Source organism: Salmonella sp. NW884, assembly GCF_051700745.1.
Lineage (GTDB): Bacteria > Pseudomonadota > Gammaproteobacteria > Enterobacterales > Enterobacteriaceae > Salmonella > Salmonella enterica.
In genome coordinates this window covers 214,109-231,031 of record NZ_JAMMDE010000001.1, presented here as the reverse complement: position 1 = coordinate 231,031, position 16,923 = coordinate 214,109, and the positions used below count along the sequence as shown (strand labels likewise).

Sequence of the window (16,923 nt, the reverse complement as noted above, 5' to 3'; positions counted from 1 at the left end):
GCTTGACGGGAAAGAGAGCATTTCCTGAGTGATTAGCTTCTGTGCCGTGTCATTTTGTAGACGGCATCATTTTCACGCTTTCCAACACCAATGACAGTTACCGTGATAATTTCATCTTCGACGCTGTACACCAGTCTGTATCCTGCACCACGCAGCTTAATTTTGTACTGATCCTTTCTTCCATGTAATTGCGAAGCAGGAACCCGAGGGTTTTCGAGTCGTTCCCGTAGCTTTTTTTTAAACTGTTCCTGTATGGTATGACCCAGTTTTTTCCACTCTTTTAGTGCAGATTCGTTAAATGCCAGCTTATAAGTCATCAATGTTGACCTCAATGACGCGTTCATTCGCACGCTCATCGATAATACGACCGAGTTCTTCATCCTCAAGAATATCCATAAGATGAGCATAAAGTGCCGGAGGCACACAGTAGAAAGCCGGTTCATTACGGTTAAGAATGGCAACTGGAGCGCCATCTCCGGCATTAAAAGTTCCCATTGGGTCACGTTTCAGTTCTGTAATGCTTGCTGCAGTAGTCGTTAAAATTTGAAATGCCATAATTTACCTCCTGGTTGATGACTGAATATAGCACCTTTAATAGTACTAATAAAAGCACCCTTCCCGAAAGAGATTCAGCGCCAGCCCAGTCAGGGATGCGGGCTGCTGACGGTTTTTTCAAGGCTAAGTTCAGATGTCCAGAACCTAACTGCTTGTATCGATTACCAGGAACGTTAACAGCGTGCGCACCAGCTTGCCATTGTCTAATTCAAGCACACGACGAACAAATGTGTTATAACAATCCTATAAAGTGGTTGCATTGCCAATACATAAAGTTAATTTAATCAGTAAATTAGAGTATGGATACAGTTGAAGAGCTTAATTTCCTTGGGGAATACAGTTGCCATCTGTGATAGGTGGATACCCGCCATCAACGTTAAAAATAAAAATGGTTGCGAAAATTAGCGCGTTTACCGGTCGTGCTATACCTGTTGTCGGATGGATTATTCTGGCCTCTGACGTGTCGCAGATTGCATATCGTACAGTCAGGGATTACAACCGTATTGCCAGAGGAAGCGATAAAATATGGTAAGTGATACTCTTGAACAGCGGATTTATGAACTGGTAAGAAGCCATGATGGAATTTACCTCTTTAAGAAAAAAGAACTGACACCGTCAACAGATTTGGATTCAGATCTACGGCTGGAAGATGATGAAGCACTGGCATTGATGGATGATTTTTTTACGACATTTAATGTAGATAGAGGGAATTTCTCGATCACAACATACTATCCGCCAGAACCACCGCTAAAGCATTTGCTTAATCCGTTTCGCAAAAAGGATATTCCTCAGGTGCCGGATTTCACGATAGGTATGCTCATTGCGTCTGCCAGGGCTGGTCGCTGGTTGTATGACTGATTCACGCTTGGGGGCTGCTTTTCGCCTTTCGCTATTATAGTGCGCATAATGTATATTATGTTAAATGCACCAGGACATTTAAAAGACATGTTAAGGCGGCTAGATTCGTGCATGCCAAAAAACTTCTGGCCCATAAGTTTGATCCCTTCCCTGCCGTGACGCTGCGCGAATTCTGTTGATTTGCACCCGCTTATCCTGCACACGATTTCACGCAGCACACGCCACGCAGGCATAAAAAAACCGGCCACTGTGACCGGTTCGTCGCGCAGGTTTTTGGCTCAGTGGGTTTTACCCTGGTCCGCTGCTTTTTCTGACTGATGTTCTGCAGCTCTGACAACGGCTATAAACGCTTTGATACCCGGATCCACATCCGGCGACAACATGCGCATTGTTGATTTGGCATTCCTGCCGAACCTCGTCAAAAATCGCAGGATAACCGAACGTGACTTTAATCAGCGTGCGCAGCATCCCTTTGGCCACTTCCATTTCACCCGCCATAATTCGCCGGCGTCCAGGTCGTTATGATACTGACAATACACTGGAAAATATGACGGTCAAAGCAGCAACCGGGGAAAAACAGTGGCCAGTTAGCACAGCGTTTGCATGAACTGGTGGATAGTTCGGGGAATCAGCGGAAGACCCCCTATTCTCAACCATCTCCTCACAGGCTTTTCTGAACAATGTGATTGTTTGAGTAACTTTACGACAATTGCTTCAAAAACTATCAAATGCCAGACTTCCGCTACCAGACGGTATACACAGTATTACTATTTCTTTTTATATGCCCCATACAAAAGCGATACGGGTGTTTTTTCTAATATCTGGATTTCATTTTTATGTGCTTTATGTTCACTAAAAATATCTGCCAGACTTTTACCTCCAAAGGCCAGGCCAATTCCCGTTGCTGCTGCTGAAAGTAATGTCAATTGCGGCATGGCAAGTGAAGCTATACCTAACGTGGCTGTTCCTGCAAAAATTAATCCAGATGAGATCTTTTTTTTCTTTGAATTCTTAATGGCTGATTCATGCGACTTTCCATACTCTTCGACCACATTGATTAAATGTTTTGAAAAATTATTTGCCGCATCTTGCATTTGATCTGGTGTTTTTCCTTGCAAGTCATTCCTTGAGATTCTTAGTTCATGCCTTAAGGTTTCCAGTTGACCTCTTTCTCTAATCTTTTTTAATTCCAGATCGGAAAGCGCAGTAAGGAATTTTACTTCCGCGGCTGATAGTCCCATTGTAATCGCTTGCTCTTCAGAAGAAAGAGGATTTAATTTACCATAATCCTTGACCAACTGCTCCGTAGTCCATTCATGTAAAAACATATGGTTACTATAAATAACCGGATCAATACCTAATAGTGTTGCCGATAATTGAGTTGATCGCTGTGCATAAATTGCACCTTCAACCTTACCCAGTAAGGTTCCTATAGCTGACGGCAGATCGTAATCCAGAAGATCTACCTCTCTTGTTGTAAAACTCTTTAAATCTGTATCGTAAACCCAGACTTCTTTTTCGATGTTATTGAAATTATTAAGCAATGTTTTTAATAATTCTTTATTTATTAGGATTTTCTGGAAAGTTTCTTCATTTCTCCCAAAGTGCTCAAGAAACGCTAAATAAGTAGCGTAATCCATTTTTCTATCTTTAAAAAAGAGCTGACTTAGAAAAGCGGCAGATTGTTCATGATTGCGTTCTTTATCAAAATCCAGTAATTCAGGAACGATTAGAAAAATTGGATAATCATCATCAATAGTCATAAATGGGATGGCGCGAAATAGATTGGAAACATGTTCAAGTAATACCAACCTGCGCATGCGGACATAACTATTATCTGGTGGCAATGACAAAAATGAATGCAGAGAGCTAAGAGAAGGAAAATGTAATGGATCAACCATTATGATGCTATCAAAATAAATCCCCAGGGATCTAAGGTGATTAGATATGTTATAACCAAAGCGTTGAATCGGAAGTAATAATCGATAACTTTTAGACGCCCGCACTTCTGTTATAAGCGCCGCGGCGTGAGTATCCCAAAATTTATTTAGCAACACCATTAGGTTTGTAAGTTGATTATCTAACTCGGGAGAGCTAATTAGCTCTTTCAGGATGAATCTACGTAATTCTTTCAGTTCTAAATTTCTAAATGCATATTTATATTTTTCAGAAAAAGCGTTTTCCATCAATAAAACATATTCATTCTGTATGCTTTTTGTAATACTACTCATCATCTATCTCCGAACCACCACGCAACGATTTCCCAGTGTAGTGGTTCTTATCATGTGTATATTGTTAGTCATGTTATCGTAGAAAATTCAGTGGTCAATAACTCATTGAGGTAGCTACTAAAATTTGCAGTTACCAGGATTTAGGATGATTTTAAAAATGTTTATAAATTCAGGCTGCGCCGCAGTGATTGCACAGATTTCCACGTAACATGATAATCAATGGCTTTGATACCCTTTAAACGAACAAATATGAGCTTAACATGGCGACAATAAAGGATGTTGCATCTTTGGCCGGTGTATCAACCGCGACTGTATCACGTGTCATTAACCAGACCGCGTGGGTTGAACCCGTCACGCGCGAACGTGTAGAGAAAGCCATGCGCGATCTCAATTATCGCCGGAATGCCGCCGCTATCGCGCTGGCGAAACGTAGCGGCGATATGCTCGGATTGTTAACCGGCAATCTGGCTGATCCTTTTTTTGCCCGCCTTGCTCGCGGCGTAGAAGATGTTTCTCGTAAGCAGCAGTATCGCTTGATGGTATGTAGCGGCGGCCACGATGAAGAAATGGAAAAAGCGGGACTGGATTTTCTGGTTAATCAAGGCTGTGAGGCTATTGTTGTACACGCCAGCCGATTACCGGATAAAGAGCTGCTGCGCTACGCAGCCCACTTTCCAGCGCTGGTTGTTGTTAATCGTTATATCGCCGGTATGGCCAACCGGTGTATCTGGCTGGAAAATCGCAGCGCCGCCAGGGAAGCGACCCGATATCTCCTGGCGAACGGGCATCGGCGCATCGCCTGTGTGACATCTGACTTGCCAATTATCGATCGTCAGGAACGCCTTGATGGTTACCGTCAGGCGCTGGAAGAATATGGTATTTCTCCAGACCCTCGCTGGGTGATTAGCGTTCCGTTTAACGAAGAAGGCGGCGAGCGGGCCGCGCATCAACTTATTAATAGCGGGCTTCCCCTTACGGCAGCGGTCACGTTTAACGATGTGATGGCCGCTGGCATTATGCGTATTCTTCATCAACGCGGCGTTCAGCTTCCGCAACAGCTCTCTATTGTCGGCTTTGATGATGTAGTGCTGGCCCGGTATCTTTATCCGGCGTTAACAACAATGCATTATCCGGTCGAACAAATGGCGCGTTGTGCCGCGCAACTGGCGATACAGTTATACCAGGGCATTACGCCGCCGCCCAGTAGTAATCATTTCAATGCCGAACTGGTGATCCGCGATTCTGTCGCGCCCTATTTTTCACGGTGAATGCGTCGTCAACAGTAAAAACTGTGATGGCTGTCAAATTAACCCTTCTCATGTAATCGGTTACATGGACGAAAGTAATGGATCACAGTAGTGGGAAGCGTATCCCCCTACCCTTGAGCTACCTTACTGACCGGAGCTCCATTATGAGTGCATCACAAAACAAGAAGAAAACGCTGTCATTGGGTTTAGCGCTAATCCCAGTCATCTCCATGTTGTTATTGTTGATTATCGGTTACGGCATCATGGGGCTACGTATCGAACCGCTCCTTCTGTGCTCTGCGGCGGTAGCGGCAGGCATTGCATGGTGGCAAGGATACTGTTGGGAAGACATCATCAACTCAGTGGTGGATAAACTGGCTAAAGCAATGCCGGTTATCATGATCCTGATCTGCGTGGGCGGTTTGATTGGCACCTGGATGTTTAGTGGCACCATTCCCTACATGGTGTACTGGGGGCTAAAACTGATAAGCCCGGAATATATTTTGATTGCAGCCTTCTTTTTAACCAGCGTGGTCTCCGTCTGTACCGGTACATCGTGGGGGTCCGCCGGGACGGTTGGCGTTGCGTTAATGGGGGTTGCCGCCGGGCTGGACGTGTCGCTTGCAGCAGCAGCTGGCGCCGTCGTTTCTGGCGCTTATTTCGGCGACAAAATCTCACCGTTGTCCGACTCGACTAACTTTGCCGCGATTGTCGCAGACACTACTCTGTTTGAGCATATTCAGCATTTACTTTGGACGACCCTGCCAAGTTTCCTGCTTGCCGCCGTGGTTTATCTTATCGCCGGACACAGTAATATGCTGGGCGAGGTGGCCACGCCGCAGCGCGTTACGGACATCATCCACTCGCTGGAGTCGCTATACCATTTTAATATTGTTCTTATTTTGCCGCCGGTGATCGTACTGTGGGGCGCAATTCGCAAGAAGCCTGTCATCCCATTAATGTTAAGCGCCTGCGTACTTGCCTTGTTCCTCGGCGTCATCATGCAGGGACTGAGCATCAAACAGGGACTGGACGCTTTCATTGATGGATTTGATATCGCCATGTTCCCACAAGGCGCAGAAGGTGTCGTGGCCGATGTTCCGCGACTGCTAAACCGGGGCGGAATGTTCTCGATGATGGGAACAATACTGTTAGTTTTCTGCGCTTTTTCATTTGCCGGAGCGCTAACGTTAACCGGCGCGTTAACGATCATCATTAACCGACTGCTGACCATTATTCATAGCGTTGGTCAACTCATTGCCGCCACTATCGGCACCACAATTTTGGTCACAGGAGCGACCAGCGACGGTAAACTGGCATTGTTAGTTCCCGCCGAACTGTTTAAAGATGCCTATCGTCGTATGGGGCTGGATACTAAAAACCTTTCACGGACGATAGAAGATGCCGGTACCGTTATCGAACCTCTCCTGCCGTGGACCTCGGCTGGCGTCTACATGGCAACCACGCTGGGCGTTAGCACGCTTGATCTTCTGCCCTGGGCTATCCAATGCTATGCGGCAATCTTCTTCGCATTAATTTATGGTTTTAGCGGAATTGGTATTGCCAGAACTGCCTCCGCCTCAGAAAAGTCGCCGCAATCGTCAGTGACGGAATAATAAGGAAACAAGATGGATTTTAACCAGATTATCAATCGCAACAATACTGGTTCGGTAAAGTGGGATTTTATTGAGCGTCACTTTGGCGATGGCGCAGGGAAACTGCTGCCGATGTGGGTTTCTGATTTCGATTTTGCCTGCCCGCCTGAGGTTCAGGCGGCATTGCATCAGCGAATCGAGCACGGCGTATTTGGCTATAGTGAACGTGATGAGGCCTATTTTAACGCCCTGCTTCACTGGTTTTCGTCACGCCACCAGCTCACGTTAAAACAGGAATGGGTATGCAGCGTGGAAGGCGTCGTACCAGGGTTGGCGCTCTTAGTGCAAATGTTGACGCATCCAGGCGACGGCGTAGTGGTACAGGGACCATACTATGGCTCCTTCGCCAAAATAATCACGCTTAATGGTAGAAAACTGCTGGAGAATCCCCTTAGTGAGTCGCCGGACGATGGCTACCAGATGGATTTTTGCCAACTGGAAAGGCTGTTTCGCCATGAGCGCCCTCCGCTGATGATTTTGTGTAATCCACATAATCCAACCGGGCGTTGCTGGTCGGCCAACGAGCTGGAGCAACTGCTTTTATTATGTGAAGCTTATGATGTCACTCTCATCTCGGATGAAATATGGGCCGATCTATTGCTGCCCGGCGAAACCTTTACCTCGGTACTGCATTTAGGGGAGCGCTGGCATAAACGGGTCATCTCCGCCACTGCGGCCAGCAAAACGTTTGGCTTATCGTCGTTGCGAATTTCTAATTTTCTCATTCCCGATCCTACGCTTCGCCAGCGTTTCCTGTCTCGTCTGGACGCTCATGGGCTGGATGTCTTTAACGCCCTCTCCGTTCAGGCGGCGACTACCGCATGGAATGAAAGCAGACAGTGGCTGGATTCGCTACTGGATTACCTGGCGGAAAACCGCCGCTGGTTTGTTGAACAGGCGACAGAGCACCTTCCCTGGGCAAGAATTGTCCCGGCGCAGGGAACCTATTTATTATGGATGGATTGTAAAAAACTGGGACTGGATGACGAACAGCTAAAATGGGTAATGGCGGATGTCGCGGGTATTGCTCCTTCAATGGGCAGCGGCTTTGGCCCGGCGGGCAGCGGATTTATCCGTTTAAATCTGGGATGTCCACGTACCTACCTTAAAATGGCAATAGACGGCCTGAAGCGAATATCGGTGAAGACAATCAAAGGAATACCAACAGGCGGATGAATTTTTCGGGCGGTAAACTGACACCGGTGTTATTTCTGCGGCATGATATCGCCTGAGCGCCAGTAAAAAACCGGCCATCAAGGCCGGTTGGGTCCGGAGCGCGGTTTTACTATCAGGGGCGTCTGAATAACACGATACTGCGCCCGGCCAGATCGAAATCCATTTCTTCGGTAATCCGTATTCCCTGCTGCGCGTTATCGGCAGTCGTCAGTTCAAGTACCCAGCCGCCTTCTCCCCACATCGGAATACGGAACGGTACGCTGCCTTCAAACGGATTGAAAAGCAGTAAGGCGTCATGCCAGATCCCCGCTTCCGGCTGAAGATCGGGACGACTAATGCATACGCCTATCGTCGATCCCTCATCCCATTGTTCGGATTGCTGCGCTCCTCCGCCGGCGTTAAACCAGCGGATCTCCAGACCGTCACGCCAGCTTTCCCGGCGCAGCAGCGGTTGCGTGGCGCGCAGTTGAATCAGATGACGGGTAAACTCCCGTAGCGCATTGGCGGTTTCCGGCAAATTATCCCAGTGGACCCACGATATTTCACTGTCCTGACAGTAGCCATTGTTATTGCCCATCTGACTGCGGCCAAACTCATCGCCCGCTAATAACATTGGCGTACCGTGCGAGAAAAGCAAGGTAGTCAGGAAATTACGTTTCTGTTGCTCGCGTATCGCATTGATGCCTTCGTCGTCGGTTGGCCCTTCTGCGCCATAGTTACAGGAGCGGTTATCATTATGCCCGTCATTATTATCTTCGCCATTGGCTTCATTATGTTTGTCGTTATAAGACACCAGATCGTTCAGCGTGAAGCCGTCATGGGCTGTAATAAAGTTAACGCTTGACCAGGGGCGACGGCCGCGCAAATCATAGAGATCGCCGGAACCCAGCAGGCGTGCGGCGAAATCATTTGTGACGTTGTCACCTTTCCAGTATTCGCGTACCGTATCGCGGTATTTATCATTCCATTCGCCCCACCCTGGTGGAAAGCCGCCAACCTGATAGCCGCCCGGTCCGATATCCCAGGGTTCGCCAATCAGTTTCAGTTTTGCCAGCACCGGGTCTTGCGTTACCGCATCAAAAAAGCCGCCTCTCTGATCAAAGCCTTCCGGCTCACGACCAAGAATGGTGCCCAAATCAAAACGAAAGCCGTCGACATGCATTGACTCCGCCCAATAGCGAAGGGAATCCATCACCATTTGCAGTACCCGTGGATGAGAGGTATTGACGGTATTACCTGTCCCTGTATCGTTAATGTAATAGCGATGCTGATCGGGCATGGTGCGATAGTAAGAGAAGTTATCGATACCTTTAAATGACAGCGTGGGGCCAAGCTCATTCCCTTCTGCCGTATGGTTATAGACCACGTCCAGTATCACTTCGACGCCGGCATCATGGAAAGCGCGCACCATATCGCGGAATCCCTGAATACCTTTTGGACCATAGTAGCGCGTCGCCGGCGCAAAAAAGCCCAGCGAGTTGTATCCCCAGAAATTTTTCAGTCCTTTATCGAGCAGATGCTGATCGTCCGGGAACCAGTGAACGGGTAAAAGCTCGACGGAGGTAATACCCAGACTTTTAATGTAATCCACGCTGGCTTTATGTCCCATGCCCTCAAACGTACCGCGTAGAGGCTCAGGGATCGCGGAATTAAGCTGGGTAAAGCCTTTTACATGCGTTTCATAAATAATGGCGTTCGACCACGGTATGGAAGGCCGTTGTCTATCCTCCCAGTTAGCCTCAGCCGGATCAATCACCCGGCATTTAGGCGTAAATGGCGCGCTATCCTGGTCATCAAAGGTCAAATCTTTATCGTCATGAAGTAATTGATACGCGAAATGCGCATCGTTCCACTGAATATCGCCCACCAGCTCACGGGCATAAGGGTCAATAAGCAGCTTATTGGGGTTAAAACGATGACCATTTTCCGGGTCATAAGGACCGTAAACGCGGTACCCATACAGCGCGCCGGGCTGCAACTTCGGGACATAGCCGTGCCATATTTCGTCGGTATATTCCGGTAACTCCAGACGAGCGACTTCATGCTCCCCGCTCGGATCGTAAAGGCAAAGCTCGACGCGTTCCGCATGGGCGGAAAAAATAGCGAAATTCACGCCTTCGCCATCATAATTCGCGCCAAGCGTATGGCTGTATCCTGATCTGATTTCAAAAGCCCTGTTTGTTGTCATTCTCTTTCTCCACCCACGGTAAACGTTGTCCTGTCACGGCACATCAACACATAAACTCAGTCGCTCATTAAAACCAGTACGCCGCCCTGATGTGAGGCCAACGACAGGCGTTCACCAGGCATTAACCTCTCTTGGGTAAGCACATTGCGATAACGATGCTGATTAAGCTGTCCGGGTATAATAATGTCGGTTCCTGCCCAGAAACCGCTATGCGATTGTGACAATAAGCCGTCACATTCGGCGAACACCAGTCGGGGCGCAACAACGATCAGCGCATCATCATGATTGACTCTGGCGTAAGCGATGACCTTGTCAGCACGCTGACCAACAGCCCGCAGCGGTATATAGTCGCCAAAACGGAAGAGCTCATGATTCTGCTGACGCAAACGCAGTAAGGCGGCGGTGGCATACTGATTCACCTGCCCGTTCAGCCAACTCTCTTCGCGCGAGAAAACTCCCGGCGTCAGTTGGTCTAACTGCTGCGCCAGCGTGGCGAAATCCGGTTCGCGGCGGTTGTCGGGATCGACAAGACTAAAATTCAACGCCTCGCTTCCCTGATAGATATCAGGTACTCCCGGCGCGGTTAATTTGATAACGGTCTGCGTCAGGCTGTTAACCAGCCCTGCGCGGATGAAGGGTTGCAAGGAACGATAAAAATCCTGCAAAAATGTCTGATTATCCGGCGCCAGTAAATAACGGGCGTAATCAAGCATTGCCGTTTCGTAAGCCTCATTACTGTCCACCCAATCGGTACGCAGCTTCGCTTCGCGTAGCGCTTTCTCCACAAAGGCTTCAAAGCGTGTTTTCAGCGCGTTTAAACCTGTTTCGTCCTGTGGTTGTAGCGTCGGGGGCCAGACGCCGGTCAGCGCCTGATATAACATCCACGTATCCGCCGATTTTGGCGCAGTGCCATCATTCAAAAATTTGACATGGGTCTGGTTCATCTGCCGCCAGCGGGCAAGGCATTCGCTCCACTGCTCCGGCGCTTCGGTAAGCGTATACAGCCGTGCTCGCGCATCCTCGCCTCGCTTGGTATCGTGGGTCGACGTACCGGATAACGCATCAGGCTGTCGCGCCTGTCGGGTTTTCATCTCATGGTGAAAGCGTTCGATGGAGAAGTGATGCGTGACGGGCTCGGCGCCGACTTCATTTAACGCCAGTCCCATGTTTTGACGAAAGAAAAGCGTATCCTCTACCGATTTCGCCATCAGCGGACCGGTGAGTTGCTGGAACCGAACGCGAAACTGTGTCGCCTCCTCCTGGCTGGAGGCGGGAACATCGCCGGTAAGAAGACGGCTCAGAAATGTAAGCGCTTCTGGCTGCGGAGGGTTTTCAAGCGTCTTTACCCGTTCCACAATACGGTGTAACAGGCAAATATCGGTCGGCGGTAGCCCTTCTGCCGTGCCGTAAGTGCGATATACAGGAAAGGCAATTAATAACTCGCGTAACGCCTGCCGAACGACGCTCTCTTCCTGTGCGATCTGTAGCTCGCTGGCAATCGACAGCGCAAGCGCGAGCAGCCGGGTAAATTCCCCCTCGAAATTGCGATCGACCATCAGCAATTTAGCCGCCCGTAATTCCGCCCGCATATCCACTGGCGCGCCTTTAACGGTCTCGTAAGCCTGGCGCAAATTGTCTATCTGCTCATCGTCAACCAGCACCTCCGCCAGCGAGGCGATAAATTCATAGCCTGTGGTGCCGGAAACCGGCCAGTCATCAGGAAGTTGCTCGCCTTTAGCGAGAATTTTTTCCACGGTGATATAGCACGCCGGCCCCACTTCCTGACGTAAACGCGCAAGATAGGCTTTCGGATCGGCAAGGCCGTCGATATGATCGATACGTAAACCGTCAACCGCCCCCGTTCTGACCAGCTCCAGAATCAGCCGATGTGTATCGTCGAAGACGGTTTTATCTTCCACCCGCATTCCTACCAGCCCTGTGACCTCAAAGAAACGCCGATATGAAAGCGAGCGAGCGGCCTCGCGCCAGGACATTAATTTCCACGGCTGGCGCTCATGCAAATCAGCAATAGCGGCTTTATCGGTAAGCGCCAGTATTTCGGCCTCGCGCCCCTGCCATGTCGCCGGCGCAAGCGGATAATAGTTATCATAATAGGCGAACGCGGGTTTACCCGTAGCGGGATCGGGCTTGATCGCAATTTCTCCGTTTTCCAGCACGGCGTCAAACGTGTCGCCTAAAAAAGGCAGCGTCAGTCGGCGCGACCAGTCAATATCGAAATGACGCGCGTAACGGCTCTCCTTGCCATATTCAAGCACGTCGCGCCACCAGGCGTTTTCCAGCGAGCTGGCCATGTGATTAGGCACAATATCGATGATCAATCCCAGACCTTGTGCTTTAAGTTCAGCCACCAGTCTTTCAAATCCTTCGCGCCCGCCAATAGAAGGCTCAATCTCATTAGCATCGGTGACATCATAACCATGCGTTGACGCTTTGGTGGCGGTAAAGATGGGTGAGGCATAAAGATGGCTGATACCCAGATTTTTAAGGTAAGGCACCAGCGCCGCAGCGCGATCGAAGGTCATGCCATTGCGAAACTGAAGGCGATACGTTGCAGTTGGGATCATGATGCAGACTCTCCCTGGGCTAAGCGGACAATAAGAGAATGTTGGGAAAGCGACCCGGTGGATTCATTCGGCCAGGCGAAGAGGGTCTTACCCGGTAAATCGGGCAGTAATACCGTCGTGGCGCTAATATTCAGCGCCAGTGACAGTGTTCCTCCCGGAAAACGCCAGCTAACGGCAATAAACCCGGGCGCGGTTTGCAATACCGTTCCTGAGCTCTCACGGGCAGCGGACAACAGCGGCACAATATGCTTCTGGCGCAAAAGCAGTAGTTCGCGGGTAAATGCCAGCCACGCTTTACCCTCTTCACTGTGCTGTTGCTTCCAGTTAAGTTTTGAGCGTTGAAAGGTCTCTGGCGCATTCGGGTCCGGAACATTTTCCCCTGCATGATCGGCAAACTCTTTTGCGCGACCTTCACGAACGGCGCGGGCTAAATCCCCATGGAAATCGGTAAAAAAAAGAAAAGGACGGCTTTCGCCATACTCTTCGCCCATAAAAAGCAGCGGAATATGCGGTGAAAGCAGCAACGTGGCGAGCAATACTTTTGTTCGTTCAGCGCCCGCCAGGGTTATCAGTCTGTCGCCCTGGGCGCGGTTACCGACCTGATCGTGATTCTGAATAAAATCCACAAAGGCGACCGGAGGTTGTCCGGTACTTTTTACGCCGCGAGGTTCGCCGGTTTGGGGGGAAATTTCTCCCTGATAAGCGAATCCTTCGGCCAGCGCTCTTGCGAGGTGTTTTTCCGGGGCATCAGCAAAATCATTGTAGTAGGCCTGGGTCTCTCCGGTCGCAAAAACGTGGACGGCATTATGAAAATCGTCATTCCATTCGGCGGTAAACAGCGGCGCATTGCCATCCTGATCACGGGGATGCAGAGAAATAATATTGCGGCTATCTTCGGTAGTCAGATGAATGGGTCTGTCGGTAATGTCTTCCCGAATACGTTGTGCGATTTCAACCAGCACATGCCTGGCGCTACTGTCCTCAATCTGATCGATAGCGTCAAAGCGTAAGCCGTCGAGATGGTATTCTGTCAGCCAGTATAACGGCGCCTCGATGATATAGCGCCGCACGGCGTCGACATCATAGGCGATACCATTTCCCCACGGCGTCATGCGCTCTTTGTGGAAAAACGCCGGCGCCAATAGCGGTAAATAATTTCCCTCCGGGCCGAAATGGTTCAGCACAATATCCAGGACGACGGAAAGACCATACCCATGCGCGGCGTCAATAAACGCTTTGAAATCATCCGGCGTCCCATAGGCAGAATGCGGCGCGTAAAGCAGTACGCCGTCATAGCCCCAGCCGCGCTCGCCGCCAAATTGCGCAACGGGCATCACTTCAATAACGGTAACGCCGAGTTCAGCGAGATAAGGCAGCTTTGCTATTGCGGCGCGGAAAGTGCCTTCCGGAGTGAACGTGCCTGTATGCATCTCATACACCACGGCCTGCTCCCAACGGCTACCTTTCCACCCGGTGTTGCGCCACGTGTAGCTGCCTGGATCAACCACATATGACGGACCGTTGACGTCAGTTTTTTGGGCGCGGGAAGCCGGATCGGGGACCACCATGCCATCGTTGAGTACAAAGTTATACTCCGTACCTGGCGTCACCCCGGAGACGTCCAGCGTAAACCAGCCGTCACCGCTCGCCTGCATTTCCTGGTCTTTACCCGCAAGCCTGAGCATAACCTTTTGCTGACCGGTGGCCCAAAGACGAAAGCGGACAACATCAGCGGCGATATATTCAGCCCCCCAGCTTTTGCAAAAAATTTTTGAACTCATTTGTCGCTCCGTTTAACCCATAACCTCTACAGCATCCGAAAAACAAGCATAGACTATGGGGCTAATTTTTACGTGACACTGTCACTTAACAGGCATTCTTTTTCCTATCTGCGTGTAAAACCGTGGAATTATTGTCGGGATTGCTCAGATGTACCGAAGTGCGCGGTATCGCCTCGCCCGTGTTCGCCAGAGCCCTGAACACGCTGTAGCTGGATAACCTCCCCCTGCTCCCAGGCGTTAGCCCCCTTAACAACGGGATGTTCAGGCAGATCCTGCCGCTCGCGTTTAATGGCCTGGGTATCAATTCCCAGACGGCGATCCCGATCGGCCAGCAGCGCGGGGTCAAGCTGCCCGTCGCCAGTAAAGCCCATCATCAGCGCAGGGATACCCATTGGCAGGGTTTTATCCCGGTCGGTATGCCAGGTGTGCCAGGTCTTGCCATAAGTATTAACAATCTTACTCATCAACGCTTTATCAGCGACCTGCGGTAAGCCAGGCGCCACCAGGCTACCGGATTTCACCTCGTACTGGTGGCTGTGCCACAGTTTTTTCTCCTCGGGAGGAAGCGTTTTAAATAAACGTTCGCTGATAATGTACTCCACCCCCATCAGGCGCGCGTTTTTCGTATTGCCGTCGTAAATCACCGCCTGCATGACATCTTCGTTCAGGACGGTAACGTAATGGTGCGCTTCCATCTGTCCGTTTTTATCACCGCTATAAAAATGGAACCCGTCAAGGTAGGTACTGATGGCATCGACAGGTGGTCTGGATTGAATAGCCGCCGCGCCTGTTTCCAGGGTACGTAATTTGGCAGAGGTTTTTTCCCCGGGAATAGGTGTTTGCGGCGGCGTATTATTGGCGCCGCATCCGGCCAGAAAAGGAATGATAAAGAGTGCCAGCGGTAAAATTTTCATTAGGTCTCCATATAGTGAAAGGGCTCTAATGAAAATAGTGCAATACCACGTGATTGGTAGAAGAAATGGAAGATGTTATTTGTGACGGTGTCACAAATAGTAAAACCCGACACACAGGCCGGGTTTTGATATCAGTTTACTCTTATTTTGAGAGTTCTTTCTTGATTTCGTCTTTTATTTTGCTTAATTCACTCTGCGGGTTTTTCTTACAAAGCTCAACGGCTAGCGGCACTGCTGTCGTCTCAGTTTCCTGGAAATCTACGTAGTCCCCGCCTTTAAAATCTTCATCTTCATTCAGCACCCAGAAAGCGACTGGCGCCATCGTCTGCGGATTGAGGTCAACAAACTCCTGGCAGCTCATACCTTTAGGCGTAACGTTTGTTTTAGTAGTATCTGTTGCCGCATTCACGCTAACACTGGTTACCAGCGCTGCCACGATAATACCTGCTGTAGCAAGGGAGAATTTATTCATTGTTGTTGCTCCAATAATTATATAAATAACCTCTACATCTGCGCGTTAACCCGTTAATGTAGAACACAGAAAATAATACCCCTCCTCTCTCAGGAATAAAGATCACCCTCCGTGATATGGCTATTATTGATATTTACGTTGACTGATTTTGATGTTTGATGAATAAAGCAACATGGCGAGCAGATTTTAAGGCGAAAAAGTAGGCCACGACAATAGCCGCAGACGTGGTCTACGGCGCGTTGAGGTGATAGAAATACGGCAGGATCTCAGATAGACCGGGAGCGAGCCCTCCGTCTGAAAGTATATTCATCAGCCCGATCAACCCATCGTTACCGGGCTGGCGAGGTTATCAGGCGTTAAGCTGGTAGTCGAGGGTGATTTCCGCATTCAGAACCTGCGAAACCGGACACCCGGCTTTTGCTTTCTGGATGATTTGATCGAAAGTTGAAGCATCAATATCTGCTACCGCGACTTTGCTTTGTAGCGCAATTTTGGTAATGGCGAAGCCCGCCTCCACCTTATCAAGCGATACGTCAGCGGTGGTGTCAATGGATGTCGGCGTAAATCCAGCCTCTCCCAGCATGAGTGATAGCGCCATGGAGAAACAGGCCGCATGTGCGGCGCCAATTAACTCTTCCGGGTTGGTTCCCTGCGCGCCTTCGAACCGGGTATTGAATCCATACGGTTGTTGATTAAGCACGCCGCTTTCTGTTGATACAGTACCTTTACCCCGTTTGATGTCGCCTTCCCAGTGTGCCTGACCTTTCTTATGGATTGTCATTTTTGCTCTCCTGTTGGCTCAAAAAATAAAGTATAGACCATGCTGCTAATCTGCGTTGTCCATGCCGATGGAGGTAGCATGTTGTCGATTACCCGCACTTCAGATATAGAAAATAGTTGTATGCTTTTTCAGTGATGAATATTAAACCAACAGGGCTCCCTTTCTTTAAAGAATATATCCCTCCTTTTGTCCTTACTTTTTCTTCTGGAGGCGTATTCCATTATGTATATTTTATATGTATATTGAGATTTATCCTATCCCATTGTAATAAAGGATAAAAATCACAATAAGTAGCCTTTTAAATGTATATTAATTGACCACTATTTGTATGAGGATATGTAATTGGCAAACGTAATATATTTTCTTCAGGGGTAAACAATTAGAGTTCCGCCTTGCGTTAAAATAACTCCAGGACTAATCTTAACCACAGCCGCAAAAATATTTGCCATGCTGAATACGAATTAATTTTCTGCGAGCCGT

General features: G+C 49.1%; 13 protein-coding genes and 1 pseudogene. 5 read left to right on the top strand and 9 right to left on the bottom strand.

The features are described from left to right. Nucleotides 1-32: 32 nt before the first annotated feature. Both NA197_RS01110 and NA197_RS01105 read right to left on the bottom strand, forming a co-directional pair. Complete coding sequence (locus tag NA197_RS01110; protein ID WP_000221343.1) at nt 33-317, bottom strand: type II toxin-antitoxin system RelE family toxin; 285 nt, start codon at nt 315-317, stop codon at nt 33-35. Next, nucleotides 307-555 carry a type II toxin-antitoxin system Phd/YefM family antitoxin gene (locus tag NA197_RS01105; RefSeq protein WP_000885424.1) on the bottom strand — a complete coding sequence of 83 codons (249 nt, stop codon included), beginning with the start codon at nt 553-555 and terminating at the stop codon, nt 307-309. The genes NA197_RS01110 and NA197_RS01105 overlap by 11 nt, the downstream gene beginning before the upstream one ends. 322 nt (nt 556-877) lie before the next feature. Here NA197_RS01105 and NA197_RS01100 point away from each other — a divergent pair. Together NA197_RS01100 and NA197_RS01095 are read left to right on the top strand one after the other, a co-directional pair. Further along, nucleotides 878-1,087 (top strand): annotated as a pseudogene (locus tag NA197_RS01100) (STM2901 family protein); the annotation flags it as partial. After that, a complete protein-coding gene (locus NA197_RS01095) occupies nt 1,081-1,413 on the top strand; it encodes a DUF1493 family protein (protein WP_064043554.1) in 333 nt (110 codons plus the stop codon). The pseudogene NA197_RS01100 and the gene NA197_RS01095, both read left to right, overlap by 7 nt. 767 nt (nt 1,414-2,180) lie before the next feature. On the opposite strand, the gene NA197_RS01090 is transcribed toward NA197_RS01095, so the two are convergent. Continuing rightward, nucleotides 2,181-3,647 carry a hypothetical protein gene (locus NA197_RS01090; RefSeq protein ID WP_371062081.1) on the bottom strand — a complete coding sequence of 489 codons (1,467 nt, stop codon included), beginning with the start codon at nt 3,645-3,647 and terminating at the stop codon, nt 2,181-2,183. Between the two features lie 257 nt (nt 3,648-3,904). Between NA197_RS01090 and NA197_RS01085 the strand changes: the two genes are divergently transcribed. From NA197_RS01085 to NA197_RS01075, 3 genes are all read left to right on the top strand, one after another. Continuing rightward, nucleotides 3,905-4,912 carry a LacI family DNA-binding transcriptional regulator gene (locus NA197_RS01085; protein WP_000201076.1) on the top strand — a complete coding sequence of 336 codons (1,008 nt, stop codon included), beginning with the start codon at nt 3,905-3,907 and terminating at the stop codon, nt 4,910-4,912. 143 nt (nt 4,913-5,055) lie between these two features. Continuing rightward, the gene (nhaC, locus tag NA197_RS01080) at nt 5,056-6,507 is read left to right on the top strand and encodes a Na+/H+ antiporter NhaC (protein ID WP_001276631.1); all 1,452 of its coding nucleotides are present in this window, start codon (nt 5,056-5,058) and stop codon (nt 6,505-6,507) included. A gap of 12 nt (nt 6,508-6,519) precedes the next feature. After that, nucleotides 6,520-7,722 (top strand): MalY/PatB family protein, encoded by a 1,203-nt coding sequence (locus NA197_RS01075; protein ID WP_064043555.1) that lies wholly within the window; start codon nt 6,520-6,522, stop codon nt 7,720-7,722. A gap of 112 nt (nt 7,723-7,834) precedes the next feature. Here the strand turns inward: NA197_RS01075 and glgX are convergent, their stop codons facing one another. The 6 genes from glgX to NA197_RS01045 form a co-directional block, all read right to left on the bottom strand. Then, nucleotides 7,835-9,910 carry a glycogen debranching protein GlgX gene (gene glgX / locus NA197_RS01070; protein ID WP_064043556.1) on the bottom strand — a complete coding sequence of 692 codons (2,076 nt, stop codon included), beginning with the start codon at nt 9,908-9,910 and terminating at the stop codon, nt 7,835-7,837. A gap of 56 nt (nt 9,911-9,966) precedes the next feature. Next, nucleotides 9,967-12,495, bottom strand: a complete 2,529-nt coding sequence (treY, locus tag NA197_RS01065) for a malto-oligosyltrehalose synthase (RefSeq protein WP_023227509.1) — start codon at nt 12,493-12,495, stop codon at nt 9,967-9,969. Next, entirely contained in the window at nt 12,492-14,276 is a 1,785-nt protein-coding gene (treZ, locus tag NA197_RS01060; protein ID WP_023194048.1) for a malto-oligosyltrehalose trehalohydrolase, read from the bottom strand. The genes treY and treZ overlap by 4 nt, the downstream gene beginning before the upstream one ends. 128 nt (nt 14,277-14,404) lie before the next feature. After that, entirely contained in the window at nt 14,405-15,190 is a 786-nt protein-coding gene (locus NA197_RS01055; protein ID WP_000698598.1) for an OBAP family protein, read from the bottom strand. A gap of 142 nt (nt 15,191-15,332) precedes the next feature. Then, nucleotides 15,333-15,662, bottom strand: coding sequence for an acid-activated periplasmic chaperone HdeB (gene hdeB, locus NA197_RS01050; protein ID WP_001032161.1), 330 nt, complete (start codon nt 15,660-15,662; stop codon nt 15,333-15,335). Nucleotides 15,663-16,011: 349 nt separating this feature from the next. After that, entirely contained in the window at nt 16,012-16,443 is a 432-nt protein-coding gene (locus NA197_RS01045; RefSeq protein ID WP_000152297.1) for an OsmC family protein, read from the bottom strand. Nucleotides 16,444-16,923 lie beyond the last annotated feature (480 nt).

Excerpts from the sequence above, each read along its gene's own strand:
- NA197_RS01110 (WP_000221343.1), bottom strand. The coding sequence starts at position 317 with ATGACTTATAAGCTGGCATTTAACGAATCTGCACTAAAAGAGTGGAAA.
- NA197_RS01105 (WP_000885424.1), bottom strand. The coding sequence starts at position 555 with ATGGCATTTCAAATTTTAACGACTACTGCAGCAAGCATTACAGAACTG.
- NA197_RS01095 (WP_064043554.1), top strand. The coding sequence starts at position 1,081 with ATGGTAAGTGATACTCTTGAACAGCGGATTTATGAACTGGTAAGAAGC.
- NA197_RS01090 (WP_371062081.1), bottom strand. The coding sequence starts at position 3,647 with ATGATGAGTAGTATTACAAAAAGCATACAGAATGAATATGTTTTATTG.
- NA197_RS01085 (WP_000201076.1), top strand. The coding sequence starts at position 3,905 with ATGGCGACAATAAAGGATGTTGCATCTTTGGCCGGTGTATCAACCGCG.
- nhaC (WP_001276631.1), top strand. The coding sequence starts at position 5,056 with ATGAGTGCATCACAAAACAAGAAGAAAACGCTGTCATTGGGTTTAGCG.
- NA197_RS01075 (WP_064043555.1), top strand. The coding sequence starts at position 6,520 with ATGGATTTTAACCAGATTATCAATCGCAACAATACTGGTTCGGTAAAG.
- glgX (WP_064043556.1), bottom strand. The coding sequence starts at position 9,910 with ATGACAACAAACAGGGCTTTTGAAATCAGATCAGGATACAGCCATACG.
- treY (WP_023227509.1), bottom strand. The coding sequence starts at position 12,495 with ATGATCCCAACTGCAACGTATCGCCTTCAGTTTCGCAATGGCATGACC.
- treZ (WP_023194048.1), bottom strand. The coding sequence starts at position 14,276 with ATGAGTTCAAAAATTTTTTGCAAAAGCTGGGGGGCTGAATATATCGCC.
- NA197_RS01055 (WP_000698598.1), bottom strand. The coding sequence starts at position 15,190 with ATGAAAATTTTACCGCTGGCACTCTTTATCATTCCTTTTCTGGCCGGA.
- hdeB (WP_001032161.1), bottom strand. The coding sequence starts at position 15,662 with ATGAATAAATTCTCCCTTGCTACAGCAGGTATTATCGTGGCAGCGCTG.
- NA197_RS01045 (WP_000152297.1), bottom strand. The coding sequence starts at position 16,443 with ATGACAATCCATAAGAAAGGTCAGGCACACTGGGAAGGCGACATCAAA.